Here is a 15,170-nt window from a genome sequence, read left to right as displayed (position 1 = left end):
GAATCAGATTTATGAAACACACCGAAACCGGCGAGCTGCATAAATCTGCCACTGCCTGCCCTGTGCAAACCTAAATTGTCCTACCTCACGACAGGAAAATGAAATCCAGAATGATCGTGGAAAATAACAGGCCTATCATCACATATTGAAATCGCCTGCGCTTAATATTCATCGCAATCAGAATAACGATGGTTTCCAGCACCATGATAACCGGAAGAACGACCATATTATCAGTTTCATTTTTAATGAAGGCTGTTCTGATCTGTTCGAAAGACTGCATGCTGTTGATGAAAATAAAGAGGGCAAAAAGCCATTTCTTTCTCGAAAAGAAATAGGTCTCGTAATCCCCGTATTCTTTAATGTCATCCGGCGTCAGGGTAACGCAGATGAAAAACAGACCAAAGACATAGAACAGCTCTAAGATATAAGTAACAATGTCGTAGGTTTTGTTGTTGCTCTCGATGAGATAATCCCACCAGAACTGAATAATCCATAAAAATACGACCAGTACCCAGCCGATGTGTATATAGGATATCTTGTTCTTCGAAGGGTGCTGAATAAATTTGGACGCGAAGACCAGCAAGCGCGACAGGCACAGGCTTATGCCCATGCCGTTGATAATGCGCATATGCGAGAAAACATCAGCCTGACTGACAAGAATATCCGCTGCCATTGGCAAGCTCCCCTCCGGATATGCGTATTACAACTGCCGGATTACATCCCCTCCGGCTGTTGTTCAGTACATTAATAAACTATCAGCTCAAATGATGCCGACATTGTCAGGAGCAGCGCACCCAGAATTGCCAGAATCAAACCGGTTCTGAAATGTTTGGATGCTTTAACAACCAAGCCCTTGTCATCGCTTTGACCCGCATCACCATGCAGGGATGTGGAGAACAGAACGACCAGCAAACCGATCAGCAGTGTGAATGAACCGGCGGCACTCAGCAGGTCGCAGATAAAAAGCGTGAGATTGGTATTGGTCATAGAAGTTTCACCGGTCAGATTATAAAATTATCAGTGATCGTTATAAACTCTGCCCGCGCATGACAAGCTTTAAGATTTTAATACATTATAATGCGACGTAATAATTCCCATCATAATTTATGCACTTTTCTGATGTCATGCAGAAACAACACTGGTCTTATCTTCAGTTCATGCGATACAACGCGTGGACTATTAAAAGATGCAGCAAGCATGAATAAAAATACGGAGGAGCGCTCAAGATGCATTATGCGCGTATTACCGAGCGTTTGAGCAGTAAAGGCTCACACAAATGGGCTGTCCATATGCGCGCCCGCGAGCTGAAAGCCGCAGGCGAAGATATTATAGAGCTGACTATCGGTGAACCGGATATTCCGACACCCGCCGATATGATTGATGAGGCTGCCCGCTCCATGCGCGCAGGCCGCACCCGCTACACCAGTGGCCGCGGCGAGCCGTCGATTCTTGCAGCTTTATCTGACAAATATTCGAAGCGCACCGGCCGCAAGATCAGCCAGCAGCAGATTCTCTGCTTTCCGGGCACACAAAGCGCACTGGCAATTGCCATGCTTGGTCTGGCCGAAAAAGGTGATGAAGTCATCACCACCAATCCGTGCTATGCGACTTATGAAGGCGTGATTAAAGCAACCGGTGCCACACCGGTCTATGTGCCGGTCAGTAAAACCAACGGCTTCCGCCTGCAGGCTGCCGATCTGGAAAAAGCAATCACACCACGTTCGCGCGTGCTGCTGCTCAACTCACCGCATAACCCTACCGGCGCCATGCTGAGCCGTGAGGAAATCGCAGCCATCGGGGAAGTCTGCCGCAAGCACAACCTCTGGATCATCTCCGACGAGGTTTATGAATTGCTGGTCTTTGAGGGTGAGTTTGCTTCTCCGCTTGATCTGCCAGAACTGGCCGAGCGTACCGTTGTGGTTGCCTCGATTTCCAAATCCCATTCCGCGCCGGGCTTCCGCAGCGGCTGGTGCATCGGACCGGAAGAATTTACGGATCGCCTGCTGCCTTTGTCAGAATATTTACTGTTCGGCGTGCAGCCTTTCATTGCGGATATGACTGCCTATGCGCTTAACCGTCCTGCAACAGCCGCTCAGCAAATGCTGGAGAATTTTTACCGCCGTGCGCAGATGATTTCCGAGCGGCTAGATGGTCAGGCCGGAATTTCCTGCAAGATCCCGCAGGCAGGCATGTTCATTCTGGCAGATATCCGCGCCACCGGCATGACCGGTGCGGAGTTTGCCATGCGCCTGCTGGAAGAAGAAAAGATTGCAACAATGCCCGGCGATTCCTTCGGCAGCAATCTGGTTGGCTTCCTGCGCCTCAGCCTCAGCGTCGCAGATGACCAGATTGATGCAGCCTGCGCCGGAATGGTGCGGCTAGCACAGCGTATTACGCTGGAAAAAGCGGCCTGATTGGTTTGTAGTAAATTCAAAAGCCCGCCTCAGTGATGAGGCGGGCTTTTTTGTTTTTCATATCGGTTTTAGCGGATCAGTGTCACATGCTTGGCACCAAATGCCCAGAGGATACCGCGCACGATCAGCAAAGCTGCAATCACAATCAGCATAATACAGACCGAGAAAGCCGCCGCCTGATTGACCGCCCCGCGATCAGACAATTGCAGCACTGAGATTGAAGCGACCTGCGTTGCCGGCGTGGTGAGAAAGATCACCGCAGACAGCGATACCATGGTGCGCATGAAGAACAGAACACCCACGCCCAGCAATGTCGGCCACAACAGCGGCAGTGTCACTTTACGCAGTGTTGTCAGCACGCTGCCACCGAGCATGGTTGATGCTTCATCAAACGAGCCGCTGATCTGTTTCAGACTGGTTGAGGAAATCAGGAATGCGTGGGCATGGTTATAATAGACACTGAGAATAATGATCAGCGCAAAGCTGCCATAGAGGAAATGCAGCGGGTTGGACGGATTGTTAAAGGCCAGCACATAACCAAGCCCCAGCACCATACCCGGAACGGCTGACGGCAAGATGGCCAGAAATGCCAGCGGGCCGGTGAGCGGATTCTTGAACTTCTGCACCGCAATTGCAGTCATACCGGCAATTGCAACGCCCAGCACAGCCGTTGCCAGACTGATTTTCACACTGTTCCACAAAGGCGCAGTGCCGTTTTGCACATCGAACTGATAATGCTGAAGCGTAAAGCTCATATTATATGGCCAGAGCTTGACGAAGCTTGCCAGCACCACAATCAGAATGACACTCAGGATCAGCGCCATTGTGAAATAAGCATAAAGCCCGAGCAGCAGATCACGTTTACCAGACGGACGCACAACCATTGGCCGCGCCTGTGAGGTGAGCAGCGCCTGCTGCTGTTTAGTCAGGCGTTTTTCAACAATCTTGGCGGCAATGGCAGGCATCAGCAGCACAATACCGATAACCGCACCCAGACCAAACTGCGCCTGCCCGATCACCTGATTATAGACTTCCGTAGCCAATACGTTGAAATCGCCGCCGATCACCATCGGGTTACCAAAATCGGTCATCACCAGATTGAACACCACGAAACAGGCGGCAGCCAAACCATAGCGTGTTGCGGGTAAAGTCTGCGTACGGAAAATGCGCCATGGCCCTGCCCCCAGCACTTCCGCACTCTCATGCAGCCGCGCATCGCTGACAGCCAGCGCTGCCGAGAGGATCAGGAAAGCATAGGGGAAAGCATAAAGCGCATTGGCAATCACCACCCCCCAGAAACCATAGATATCAATATCCATGCCCATCCAGCGGTTGAGAATACCGTTACGACCGAGCAGCAGCACCAGCCCCTGCGCCTGCACAAGTGACGGAGCAAAGAGCGGAATAAGTGCCGCCATCCGTAACAGGGATTTAAACGGTACATGGGCACGCTGCAGCGTATAGGCATAGGCATAGGCCATGCCGGTCACAATAATGGTACAGGTCAGTGCCATACCAAGACTGTTCAGCACCAGCGTCCAGAAACGCGCGGTTGTGAAAGTGCGGGTAAAATTGCCGAGACCAAAACCTTCCGGCGTGCTGAAACCCAGCACCAAAATTGCCCAAAGCGGCATAACAAGGAAAATCAGGATCAGTGCTGTGACACCAATAGTGACAGCCCATGACATAAAATTATCGCTGAACAGACCGCGCTTTAAACCGGCACCGGTCGTTGTGGTTACAGAAGCCTCAGCGCTGCTCATGACAGCACCCGTAAAGCATCTGCAGGCAGGTGCAGCGTTACTGCATCACCTGTTTGCGGCAAGTACCCTGCTCTGTTGGAGGTGCCGTGCATTTCCACACTGATTTTAACATCCGGCCGTTTATCCGGCACTACTTCCAGCCGCGATATATGCCCCAGATAAATCTGGCTGCGGATTGTTGCCGGAAAATGATTATCATCCGGCATGGTTTGCGTTGCAGGCAGCAGACTGACAGCCTCAGGACGGATACCGACTTTACTCACAGGTACGGAGCGGGACTCTGCTGCGGTATCCAGCTTGAGCACTTTATCTGCAAAATGCAGGCTGTTACCGGCAACTTTATCCAGCGGCAAAATATTCATACGGCCGATAAAATCTGCAACAAAGCTGGTTAAAGGCTGCTGATAGAGCGTCTGCGGCGTACCGGTTTGCTCAATATGTCCGTCTTTCATCACCACGATCACATCAGCCATAGCCAAAGCTTCTTCCTGATCGTGTGTGACCATAATGGTGGTAATACCAACCCGCTTTTGCAGCGCGCGGATTTCATTGCGCAATTCCTCACGCACCTTTGCATCCAGCGCGGAAAGCGGCTCATCAAGCAGCAAGAGTGACGGATTGGGAGCCAGTGCGCGGGCAATAGCAATACGCTGCTGCTGACCGCCGGACATTTGCGCCGGTAGTTTTTCGGCCTGATTAGCCAGATGCACCAGATCCAGCATTTCACGCACACGCGCTGCGATCTGTGCTTTTGTCCAGTTCCGGCACTCAAGCCCGTAGGCAATATTGCGCGCCGCCGTCATATGCGGGAACAGCGAATAGGACTGAAACACAACGCCGAAATTACGCGACCGCGCGGGCGAATGTGACAAGTCATTGTCACCCAGCATAATCCTGCCGGAATCTATATCTTCCAGCCCCGCAACAGCACGCAGCAAGGTTGTCTTGCCGCAACCGGAAGGCCCGAGAAAACATACCAGAGAACCATGCGGAATATTCAGAGAAACATTATCAAGGGCTTTCACTGCGCCATAGCTTTTAATGACATTCTGAATGTTCAAATCCATTGGTATATTTCCTTTGGTATTTTGTTTTTATGGGCGCAGATGAAAATCCCTGCGCATTCCCCGATGCATGACATTTCATGCAGATGCTTGTCAGACTGATTCAAGCGACAGCTTTAAATCTTTGCTTTTCATATATTTTTTACGGCGCAGAAAGCAGTTCGTTCGAAACTTTTGAAGATAAAGAACAAGACCGGACAGCTGCAAGGCTGTCCGGTCTGTTTAACAATTAACGCTCGTATTTCTTCTGCCATGTTTCAATGATCTTTGTGCGATCATCGGCTGCGGCTTTGAAATCAACTGCATACATAACCTTGGACACATCTTCAGGAAGACCGGCTTCTTTGAACTTGTCCGGCATTGCGCCGCCCGGAATCGTTACAATGGCTTTCCACTTGTAATATTCGTCGGCAGCCTGCTTGCTCACAGTCCAGTCCAGAAAACGCTTAGCTGCGTCTTTGTTCTTGGATGTTGAGACCAGCGCATTGGCTTCCAGCTCATTACCTGCGCCTTCCGACGGGATTACCATGGTAATCGGATAGCCCTCGGCAATATTCTTGATTGCGCGCAGCTCAAAAGAGGCACCCACAGTATATTCGCCCATTGAAGCGACGTTGCACGGCTTGGAACCGGATTTGATATATTGCGCTACGTTCTTGTCCAGACTGTCGAGGAAAGCCCAGCCCTTTTCTTCGCCCATCTGCTGGATCAGCGAGTCAATCTGGATATAGCCGGTACCGGATGATGCAGGGTTTGGCATCACCACTTCACCTTTAAAGGCAGGGTCAGTCAGATCGGCCCATGACTTCGGCATTGTCAGGCCTTTGGATTTCAGGCGCTCATTGTTGACGCAAAAAGCAGCCATATAACCGGTAACCGCAAACCAGCGGTCTTCCTTGTCACGGAATTGTGCAGGTACAGCATCGATATTCGCAGGTTTATAAGGCTCCAGCGTTTTAATAATTTCAGGATTGAACAGCGAGGTAACTGCAACGCCCCACAGCACGTCATGTTGCGGATTTGCCTGTTCGGCAATGATACGCGCAACAAGGTCGCCGTTGGAAAGGCGCAGCATATTAATATCCAGATCAGGCAAAGCTTTTTTCGCCTCGGCGAGGAAAGCTGCGGCCTCATCTTCTTCATAAACAGTATAAACCGTCAGCGTCTCGGCCAGTGCAGAACCGGCCATCAAAGTTGCGGCCAGCGCACCCAGAGTTTTCAGATAAGTCTTGCGCATATCAAAGCCCCCATCCCATGGATTTTGTTTGAGTTTTTATAAAAAGTTCCCGCACATAATGATGAAATAGCCACAGATATCAATGCGAAATTTTGAAAACACACCGGAACACACTGCGCGTGCCCCCTCCCGCTGCATTCATTCCCGTTGCTTCATTGGTCGCATTAACATGATCTCAAAATGAGACCATTCTTTAAACAATGCTCCGCACAACCTCACAGAAAAGTAAATCTGTCAGGTCAGCTTCCGAATTCCGGATTGGTCATATTATCGCGGCCGTTGAATGAGACCATTTAACGACGGAATACTCTAAAGTCTGTGGCTACAGGCGTGTTTTCCACACCGGCATTGCATTCACGATCTTGTATAAAAATCAGAGCCGAGCAACGGATCAAAAGCCGTCCCCATCAGGATAATCTCAAAACTGTGCCTGTGCTTTGGTTCATGCGCATGTCCGTAAGCGGCAAAAAACAGCGCATTTTGTCATAATAAACATTTCAACAAACAAGCATTAAAACTACGATATTTATTGTCCTTTTAACGGCAATAAATATCGCATCTGACCAGTTCTCTCATGAGACAAAATCGATCACTCTGTACTGTTAAAAACCTCTGTGCCAGCCGCCGGCTGCTCCCGCCTGCTTCCCAGATTGGCCAGCCTGTCATTACCGTCCTGTAAAAAAGCAGGCCCGACAATCCGTACAGTGCGGTCGGATATATCGTTTTCAATAACCGGAACCGAAACCGGCACACTCACCGGCTTTTCAGATATAATGGTTTTTTTCCTGGATTTTCCGGAGCTTGTCCGCACCTGTTCAATATAGGAAAAATATTTTGCCCAGTTACATTTCTGAAAACTCTCTGAGGCCTGATAGGCATAAGCAGAGCTCAGATTGACATAAGATTCACGCTTATCGACAGATACCATATCTGCCGTTTCGGCAGCAGGATCGCTCAAAATATACAAATTGACGTCAGGTGTTTCGCAAATGAAACGGCACTGCGCCAAAGTCTCTTTGATCTTATCACTTCGGGCATATTGTGAATGCGGCGCCGGAAAATAATATCCGTCAGACAGACGCACACAAAATAATAATGGTGTCCCTGAATATTGGCCGCCAAACAGATTGGTATTTTTGGCAAGCTGGGTTTTACTGCCCTGCCCGCTTGGTTTTGATATTACTGCAACGGCAGATGTACCACTGCATTTTGCCAGTGCCGCAGCACTTTTCTGTAACTGCTTTTGTATGTCACCGCGCCGCTGAGCTAAATCACGGCAAGCATTAAAAAAGCCGCCTTGAGCATTTTCAGCCGTACATTTCCGGCCGCGTTCCATATTTTTCAAGGCAGTTAATTGGCGCTTTAAAATTATATCGGCAGCAATCAGCGAATTATCAGAACATGTCGCAGCAAGAGCAGGAGAGACTACGCCCGTTACAATCAGGGTAAGTATGAGAAGCAATATCTGACGGAACGTAATCCAACGCACCATAAGCGCAGTCACAACCGGAACACAGAACCTTTTTGACATCCTCCACTTAACCACAGTCCCCTCCGCATGTTTATATAACGGCCGAATTGAGCAAAGAATTACAAAGCTTTACCGGTGAATCATGTAGCAAATATTTCAACCCGGTTACGACCATTATTTTTAGCTATATACAGGCTGATGTCTGCTTTTTTTGTCATATCGGAAAAAGAGGTTACACCTGCCACTGCCTGACAGACCCCGGCGCTAATTGTCAGGCGCACAATACCGTCACCATGCTCAAACGCATCATTCTCGGCTGCCTGACGAACACGCTCGGCAAATTCATAGGCTTCGCTCATCGCCGTATCGGGCAGAATGACAGCAAATTCTTCTCCGCCTATACGGGCAATAAAGTCTTTTTTCCGGAAAACTGTCATCAGAATTCCGGAAAAACGCTGCAAAGCAATATCACCGGCAGCATGACCGAACTGGTCGTTAATCCGCTTAAAATGATCGATATCCAGCAAAATCAAAGCGAGTGAACCATCCGCAGGATCACGCTCCGCCAAAGTCAGCTCGAAAGCCCGGCGGTTATACAGACCTGTCAGCTGATCAAGCAGAGCCATCTGCTTGAGCTCAGAAATTCCGCGTTCATAGGCAATCGATATCGCGAAGGCACCGCTCGCAACAATATGCACCGAAATTATCAGAAGCATAGCTGTAAGAAAGCCGTCTTGCGGCAACAGGGTCATATTTTGCGGCCCCAAGATCCATCCCTGCAACACGCGTGAGACAAATGCACCGCCCACAATTCCGTAAGCAATAATCAACCCCCAGCGGGATGGCAAAGTCTCACCGTTCGGCCGAACCAGCTCACGAATAACCAAAATGATTTCAACCAGAAAAATAAAATTGACAAAACCAAATATGAATCTGTTGCTCAGATAGGCCGAAAACAGATAAGGCAGCAGTAAAATCAAGATAATGAGTAAATTAATCTCAATATAATTTTTACGGTAAAAAAAACTGCGCAAAGCCTGCCATCGCAGCGCTATCCCCATGACCATAAAGCTGTTTACAACAATCAATTGCAACATCTTTGTACGATCAATAATAACAAATGCTGTAAAACCTACAGACAAAACTGTATTCGCTGCCACCCAGTATAACCAGTAGGTTCTGTCACGCTGCTTCAGCCAGATACAAAAGAAAGCAATCGCAAACGCTGCCAGAGAAATAGCGTTTACGGTAAATAATGAATTTGGATCAATATCTGCCAGGTATTGAATGGGCATCGACAATCAAATCCTTCACGTCGACAAACGAAATACTCCCGGAATGCGCTTTATCTCAGAGTCCTGCCCGTCAAGGGGAAGATGTCAGTATGCGGCTCTGTAAACCAAACATATTCATAAGGTGTGCCGCCATGTCAGAGAGCATCACATTTCCATAACATTATGCAAAAATATCCCGCTATCATCTTTTAACGCAAAAAGCGATATTTTGAATAGCAGATAACAAAATAAGATATATTTCAGAAAAACTTAATATTATTGAGTTCAGACAGACTGTTTAAACTATATTATAAAAAACTTAGTTTTATCCATTCTGCTCCCAGTACATATCCAAGTTGAAGATAGCCAGCGTAGTGACAGCATTACGAATACAAAGTTTTTAAGATGCGAAAAAATTACTGCACTCTGAAATGCGTAAAATCGTGATGCGGGGAAAATTGGCTGGGGCGCCTGGATTCGAACCAGGGGATGGCGGTACCAAAAACCGCTGCCTTACCGCTTGGCTACGCCCCAAAACAAATCACGGAGAGATTCCGTGGCGGATGAACCGGCTTATAGCCGCAAGAAATCCATTGTGCAATGCATTGAAATCAGATTTTTACATTTTAAAACAAAGCAAATTTCTCTGATGTCAAAAATACATTTCACCACCACCATTTCACAACTTTAGCGCTCCTCAACGTTCTGGAAAAGCTGTTCACAAACGCGTAAAGACAATATCACTTGAGAAAGTTTGACTGCGATCCGATTTTTTTGGCGGGTTCAGGCAACCTGCTTCAGATTAGATACCACATCCAACCGCTTGCCGGATTATCTTACCCCTTGGGAGACAGCAGCTTGTCAGCTTATCTGTGGATTTTTCCTCTTTGCTTCATCTTTTCCACGCTCCTGCTCCTAATTTTAAAACACAGGCTTCCTGCAGGTTTTCTTTCTGCAGGCTTCAATCCGCGCTCCAACCATTCTGTTCCCGCCAGACAAATCGGCGGATTATCCTGTATTCCGGTTTTCATATTTGCACTTATTATTTTTGGCCTATCGGAAATGATACCAGCACGGATGAGCATCAGCCTGATCATTGCGGCCACGCTAGTCTGGGTTACCGGCTATTTGGATGACCAAAAAGAACTGTCTGTACGTGCAAGACTTCCTCTGCAGCTTCTCGCCGCAATGTTTGCTGTTTACAGTTTAGGCGCTGATTTCCGGCTCCTATCCGAGCTTCTTTCCTATTGGCTCGAGATACTGCTTTTGACCATCGCCATCCTCGGCAGTATTAATGTCGCCAACTTTATGGACGGTCTGGACTGGCTGACTGTCACCGGAATTGGAATTCCATTATTCCTGCTCGGAATTCTTTCGTCCATATTTCTTCAAGAACCTGCAATACCAGCTATTAGTCTGGCGATGGCTGGCGCTCTCGCAGGATTTGCAGTTTTTAACCGCCCGCCAGCCTCAATCTTTCTCGGTGATTCCGGCAGTCTGCCACTTGGTCTGATTACCGGTGCAGTGTTTCTGCTCTTTGCCGGACAAGCAGGCATTATTCCCGCTCTCATTCTGCCGCTTTATTATATTCTCGACGCAGGCAGCACGATTATTCTACGTCTCAGCAAGGGTGAGAACATATTACAGGCTCACTCTTCCCATGCCTATCAGATCGCAAAACGTTCAGGAAAATCCGTATATTTTGTTACCGGCAACCTAGCGATGCTCAATCTGATATTGGGCATAATCACAGCAGCCGTATTATGGTCCGGCACCTTTATGGGGCAGCTATCCGGCCTGATAGGCGCAATTGTGCTTACAACACTGCTAATCCTGTTTTTCCGCAAAACAGTTTGATTACTGACGGATGTAATCGAACAGCAGTGCTTTAGCGCCTTCCGCATCGTTGTTATTAAGGAACTGTTGCATCTGCGGCAGGCGCTGCGGTATCTCGCTGGCTTTTGTACCGCGTTTTTCCGCACAAAGTATTTTAGGATGGCGGGTGCGCAATGCTTTGTCCGGATCATAGAACAGTTCTTCGTAAAGCTTCTCACCTTCACGAATACCGGTCACCCGAATTGCAATATCCCCGTCAGGATTTTTAATATCACGCACAGATAATCCGGCCATAAGGATCATATTTTCAGCCAAATCTCTGATTTTCACCGGACTTCCCATTTCCAGCAAAGCCGTCTCGCCACTTTTAATTACCGCACCAGACTGAATAATCAGCTCTGCCGCCTCACGGATCGACATAAAATAACGGGTCATATTTTCATCGGTCAGTGTTACGGGACCTCCTGCAGCAATCTGTTCACGAAACAGCGGTACAACCGAACCATTAGACCCTAAAACATTACCAAAACGCACACTCGAAAATGACTGTGCTGCACCTTTTTGCTGCGCAAGGTCTCCATAATGACGGATAACAAATTCTGCCCATCTTTTCGTTGCACCCATTACATTTGTCGGACGAACGGCTTTATCTGATGAAATCAAAACAAAGCGCTCCACGCCGGTTTTCAGCGCGGCGTCAGCAACAGCCTTCGTGCCCATGACATTATTGCGGATACCTTCAAGCGGGTTCGCCTCAACCAAAGGTACATGCTTATAGGCTGCACAATGATAAATCGTATCAATCCCATGAGAGCGTATGACGTTCTCTAATAATTCCTGCTGAGTTACAGAACCCAATACCGGAACGATTTCGCAATGCGCGACAGATTTCAGTTTACGCTCCAGCTGATAGAGCGCAAATTCCCCGACTTCGAATAAAACCAGCTTGCGCGGCTTCCAGTTTATAATAGTGCTGCACAATTCACTGCCGATAGAACCGCCCGCGCCTGTCACCATGATTGAGCGCCCCTCAATCATCGACTGCAACATTGCCTCATCCGGCGGCACCGGCGAGCGCCCCAGCAAATCATCAATTTCAATATTACGCAGTGCACCAACCAGATATTTCCCACGCGACAAATCTGCAATCGGTGGCAAAATACTGGTGCGAATTTTCAGGCGCCCCAAAATACTGGCATAGGCTTTTCGCTCCGCCTCTCCCATCGACGGATCCGAAATAACAACCTGACAAACACCATAATTCTTAACCAGATCATCTATAGATGCCGGTGCATAAACACGGGTTCCCGCAATATCCATACCGAGCAATGACGGATCCCGGTCAATAAAACCGGCCACATAAGTGTCACGATGAACTCGCAATGCCGCTGCCAGCTGCTGCGCTGCCTCACCGGTGCCAATGATCAAAGCCACTTCCCGTGACACAGGCCCTGTACTGTCGCGCAAAATCCATTTGGCTCCGAAACGGGAGATGGAAACCAAAATAGTAATCACCAACCAGTAGATCAAAGGAACAGAACGCGGAACGCCCGTTCCGCCGGTCATTTCGGTCAGGAAGGCTACAGCAACCCACAGTAAAGCCGCAACGGCAGTTGCCTGAAAGATAGACCAAATCGCCTTTTCCGGAAGATAGCGGATAACTGAACGATAAAGACCATAGCGGATAAAAACAGGCACAGCGACCAGCGGCGCTACAAGCATCAGCAATATTTGCTTGATATTCGGTACGAACAGGAAACCGTAGCGCAGAACATAAGCAACATAAACGCCAAGCAGCAGCAAGGTCACATCCATGCCAAGCATGATAAGCTGCTTTACAAATCGCGGAAGTCCTGCAATCCGTCTGGAAAAACTTGCTGTTTTCATATGGTCAGTCTCTCACCTTATTCTTCAGCAAAATTCATCCCCTGCTTTCACAAATACAATCGGGCAACAAAATAACATGATGAAATCAATCAAGTATTTGAATTTATTTAAATGTATCACTCATACTGACTAACAAAATACTTATATCAAAACCAGCCAATCTCCCTGTATTCACAAAAAATCCAAGCAGAAAGGCAATGAATGACCGAAAAACAAAAACTATTGTTTTTCTTCAATTTTTCTAAATTGAACCATCGGTCTCTGCCTTACCAATCAAGCTTTCATGGATTTCGTAAAAGAAATTTATTCAGCATTTATGATTCACCAGTTTCGTTTCAGTTGCGCGGTCTGACAAGCTAAATCAGTTGGTACTTTTTAGAAACCGCGCAACAAAATCATGTAATATTAACAATGCTATAAAGTAACCGGCTGATTATTATCGATCCAAAGCCACTGCTGACCATCGCTGAAAGCAAGCTTCCTGACCTGATCAGTTTTTATAAAGATAAGTGCTCCGGCACCGCTTTGTTCAGCATCCGGTAAAATGCCTGCTTCATAATTTCCGGGACGAATCGCCCCGTCGACATGCAAAGGCACTGTTGGCCAGACTGAGCCTATTGCTATATTTCCGCTTGCACTATCAATCCGCAATGCCTGCCGCCATTGCCCGCTATCATCAGCAACTTTAATGCTGAAATTGTTTTCACCGGTGATTCCCATTTCAGCATAACCGGTCCAGTTACTCTGAAACAAAAGAGAGGCTGTATTCTCGCGTAGGTTTTTATTGATTTTCAACTGATGCCCTGCGCCATTGTGTGTCAACAAAACTGCATCAGAGGCTACAGCCAGACGATTATAAGCATCAGCTTCCGTGTTGATGCCGGCCATAGGCTGCGGATTCAGAAGCGCCCGCCATTGACTGTCGGTAAATATGAATAGTGCATTTTCATCGGCAATATGCATGATCCATCCGCGCAAAGGTACGAAGAAGAACCATTCGCCATCCATGAAAGCAGCAAGATTACCCACCTGCCCCTCCCATAAACCCGCAGCCCCTGCTGGCACAAGGTAGCGATCACCTTCCTGCGCAGTTGCCGGTGGTGAGGAATATTGCCGGCTTAAAACAGACAGATGCAAAAGAGCATCGAGATAACGCAGAGCTTCATTATGCGTGACGTGCTTCTGCGCCTGACTGGGCAGAATATAAGGCATTTTCAGATTAGGGGTTGTTTCCATATCCGCTGTTTCCCGCTGTTTAATGACGAAAAAAGTCTACGGATAAAATGAAAGACGGGGATAGATTTACCCCGTCAGGCCCTTAACTGCCGCGATAGGTGGAATAGGCCCACGGGCTGACCAGCAGCGGTACATGATAATTGGCACTCTCATCAGCAATCGCAAACCGGATCGGAATCAAATCAAGAAATGGCGGCTTCGCCTGATCCGCACCTTGCGATTCAAAATATTCGGCCACATGAAACTGAATTTCATAAGTGCCTATGCACATTTCTGTCTCATTGAGCAGCAGTTCATCGGTACGGCCATCAAGATTGGTTGCCGTCCGTTTAATCAGTTCCAGCTCACCACTGCCCTTCACCCGATAAAGCTCAAGACGCATTGCGGCAGCCGGTTTGCCATGGGCAGTATCAAGAACATGGGTTGAGAGTTTTGCCATAACCATACCTTTTCTGCTGCATATATTTTATTGGTCAAGCATATCCCCCAGCCGCAGTTCTGCGATACGCGCAATCTGCCGCAGTGCCTCAGAAATTTCCTGCTCCGGTGTATTCTGCAAACGGCTTTCGAAGCTGGCAAGGATCGAATGCTTGTCATGCCCTTTGCCGTCGAAACCACGCACTGCAAGAATAAAAGGAAAGTCAAAGCGCTGCTTATAGGCATCATTCAGGCGATGAAACCGCTCATATTCCGCATCATCCAGCCGGTCGAGCCCTGCCTCCTTCTGCTCGTTAGTGGAAGCATCAGTCAGATTGCCTGCACGGGCAGCTTTCCCCGCCAGATCGGGATGCGCACGGATCAGCGTCAATTGCCTGGCCACACCTGCTTTTTCAACTGCCTGCACCATTGCCTGATGCAAGGCAGAAACAGAAGCGAACGGCCTGTCTCCCGCCACAGCTTCTGCCACCCAAGGGGAATGTTCGAAAATACCGCCCAGCGCAGCGATAAAATCTGCCTCAGGTAAGCTATTCAATTCCTGCAAATTCAT

The 15,170-nt window shown here is 48.3% G+C and carries 13 protein-coding genes and 1 tRNA gene; 2 read left to right on the top strand and 12 right to left on the bottom strand.

What is annotated here, in order from left to right; translation table 11 throughout:
- Positions 1 to 85 precede the first annotated feature (85 nt).
- The gene (locus HBA93_RS02430; protein WP_122093371.1) at positions 86 to 673 is read right to left on the bottom strand and encodes a hypothetical protein; all 588 of its coding nucleotides are present in this window, start codon (positions 671 to 673) and stop codon (positions 86 to 88) included.
- Positions 674 to 744: 71 nt separating this feature from the next.
- Positions 745 to 987, bottom strand: coding sequence for a hypothetical protein (locus HBA93_RS02425; RefSeq protein WP_221722225.1), 243 nt, complete (start codon positions 985 to 987; stop codon positions 745 to 747).
- Between the two features lie 239 nt (positions 988 to 1,226).
- Between HBA93_RS02425 and HBA93_RS02420 the strand changes: the two genes are divergently transcribed.
- The gene (locus HBA93_RS02420; protein ID WP_221722224.1) at positions 1,227 to 2,414 is read left to right on the top strand and encodes a pyridoxal phosphate-dependent aminotransferase; all 1,188 of its coding nucleotides are present in this window, start codon (positions 1,227 to 1,229) and stop codon (positions 2,412 to 2,414) included.
- A 68-nt stretch (positions 2,415 to 2,482) separates the two neighbouring features.
- Here HBA93_RS02420 and HBA93_RS02415 read toward each other — a convergent pair whose 3' ends face one another.
- From HBA93_RS02415 to HBA93_RS02390, 6 genes are all read right to left on the bottom strand, one after another.
- Positions 2,483 to 4,177, bottom strand: a complete 1,695-nt coding sequence (locus HBA93_RS02415; protein WP_221722223.1) for an ABC transporter permease subunit — start codon at positions 4,175 to 4,177, stop codon at positions 2,483 to 2,485.
- Positions 4,174 to 5,244 (bottom strand): ABC transporter ATP-binding protein, encoded by a 1,071-nt coding sequence (locus HBA93_RS02410; RefSeq protein ID WP_221722222.1) that lies wholly within the window; start codon positions 5,242 to 5,244, stop codon positions 4,174 to 4,176. The genes HBA93_RS02415 and HBA93_RS02410 overlap by 4 nt, the downstream gene beginning before the upstream one ends.
- Before the next feature lie 226 nt (positions 5,245 to 5,470).
- The gene (locus HBA93_RS02405; protein ID WP_121991754.1) at positions 5,471 to 6,478 is read right to left on the bottom strand and encodes an ABC transporter substrate-binding protein; all 1,008 of its coding nucleotides are present in this window, start codon (positions 6,476 to 6,478) and stop codon (positions 5,471 to 5,473) included.
- Positions 6,479 to 7,067: 589 nt separating this feature from the next.
- Complete coding sequence (locus HBA93_RS02400; protein WP_221722221.1) at positions 7,068 to 7,814, bottom strand: DUF2865 domain-containing protein; 747 nt, start codon at positions 7,812 to 7,814, stop codon at positions 7,068 to 7,070.
- A gap of 275 nt (positions 7,815 to 8,089) precedes the next feature.
- Positions 8,090 to 9,244: a GGDEF domain-containing protein gene (locus tag HBA93_RS02395; RefSeq protein WP_121991756.1), complete on the bottom strand. Its 1,155-nt coding sequence runs from the start codon at positions 9,242 to 9,244 to the stop codon at positions 8,090 to 8,092.
- Between the two features lie 438 nt (positions 9,245 to 9,682).
- Positions 9,683 to 9,757, bottom strand: a tRNA-Gln gene (locus HBA93_RS02390).
- Positions 9,758 to 10,093: 336 nt separating this feature from the next.
- On the opposite strand from HBA93_RS02390, the gene HBA93_RS02385 reads away from it, so the two are divergent.
- The gene (locus HBA93_RS02385) at positions 10,094 to 11,080 is read left to right on the top strand and encodes an MraY family glycosyltransferase (protein ID WP_502910019.1); all 987 of its coding nucleotides are present in this window, start codon (positions 10,094 to 10,096) and stop codon (positions 11,078 to 11,080) included.
- On the opposite strand, the gene HBA93_RS02380 is transcribed toward HBA93_RS02385, so the two are convergent.
- The 4 genes from HBA93_RS02380 to uraD form a co-directional block, all read right to left on the bottom strand.
- Positions 11,081 to 12,946, bottom strand: coding sequence for a polysaccharide biosynthesis protein (locus tag HBA93_RS02380; protein WP_221722219.1), 1,866 nt, complete (start codon positions 12,944 to 12,946; stop codon positions 11,081 to 11,083).
- A 414-nt stretch (positions 12,947 to 13,360) separates the two neighbouring features.
- Positions 13,361 to 14,182 (bottom strand): DUF2793 domain-containing protein, encoded by an 822-nt coding sequence (locus tag HBA93_RS02375; protein WP_221722218.1) that lies wholly within the window; start codon positions 14,180 to 14,182, stop codon positions 13,361 to 13,363.
- A gap of 82 nt (positions 14,183 to 14,264) precedes the next feature.
- The gene (gene uraH / locus HBA93_RS02370) at positions 14,265 to 14,621 is read right to left on the bottom strand and encodes a hydroxyisourate hydrolase (RefSeq protein WP_121991886.1); all 357 of its coding nucleotides are present in this window, start codon (positions 14,619 to 14,621) and stop codon (positions 14,265 to 14,267) included.
- A 27-nt stretch (positions 14,622 to 14,648) separates the two neighbouring features.
- A complete protein-coding gene (gene uraD, locus HBA93_RS02365) occupies positions 14,649 to 15,170 on the bottom strand; it encodes a 2-oxo-4-hydroxy-4-carboxy-5-ureidoimidazoline decarboxylase (RefSeq protein ID WP_221722217.1) in 522 nt (173 codons plus the stop codon).

Origin of the sequence: Ochrobactrum sp. SFR4 (assembly GCF_019730395.1) — a bacterium.
Lineage (GTDB): Bacteria > Pseudomonadota > Alphaproteobacteria > Rhizobiales > Rhizobiaceae > Pseudochrobactrum.
Note: the sequence above shows the minus strand (reverse complement) of the source record. Positions and strands in the feature narration are given on the sequence as shown.

What these genes read in the sequence shown, in the direction of transcription:
- uraH (WP_121991886.1), bottom strand. Translation starts at nt 14,621, where the DNA reads ATGGCAAAACTCTCAACCCATGTTCTTGATACTGCCCATGGCAAACCG.
- HBA93_RS02375 (WP_221722218.1), bottom strand. Translation starts at nt 14,182, where the DNA reads ATGGAAACAACCCCTAATCTGAAAATGCCTTATATTCTGCCCAGTCAG.
- HBA93_RS02415 (WP_221722223.1), bottom strand. Translation starts at nt 4,177, where the DNA reads ATGAGCAGCGCTGAGGCTTCTGTAACCACAACGACCGGTGCCGGTTTA.
- HBA93_RS02410 (WP_221722222.1), bottom strand. Translation starts at nt 5,244, where the DNA reads ATGGATTTGAACATTCAGAATGTCATTAAAAGCTATGGCGCAGTGAAA.
- HBA93_RS02430 (WP_122093371.1), bottom strand. Translation starts at nt 673, where the DNA reads ATGGCAGCGGATATTCTTGTCAGTCAGGCTGATGTTTTCTCGCATATG.
- HBA93_RS02380 (WP_221722219.1), bottom strand. Translation starts at nt 12,946, where the DNA reads ATGAAAACAGCAAGTTTTTCCAGACGGATTGCAGGACTTCCGCGATTT.
- HBA93_RS02400 (WP_221722221.1), bottom strand. Translation starts at nt 7,814, where the DNA reads ATGGAACGCGGCCGGAAATGTACGGCTGAAAATGCTCAAGGCGGCTTT.
- uraD (WP_221722217.1), bottom strand. Translation starts at nt 15,170, where the DNA reads ATGAATTTGCAGGAATTGAATAGCTTACCTGAGGCAGATTTTATCGCT.
- HBA93_RS02425 (WP_221722225.1), bottom strand. Translation starts at nt 987, where the DNA reads ATGACCAATACCAATCTCACGCTTTTTATCTGCGACCTGCTGAGTGCC.
- HBA93_RS02405 (WP_121991754.1), bottom strand. Translation starts at nt 6,478, where the DNA reads ATGCGCAAGACTTATCTGAAAACTCTGGGTGCGCTGGCCGCAACTTTG.
- HBA93_RS02420 (WP_221722224.1), top strand. Translation starts at nt 1,227, where the DNA reads ATGCATTATGCGCGTATTACCGAGCGTTTGAGCAGTAAAGGCTCACAC.
- HBA93_RS02395 (WP_121991756.1), bottom strand. Translation starts at nt 9,244, where the DNA reads ATGCCCATTCAATACCTGGCAGATATTGATCCAAATTCATTATTTACC.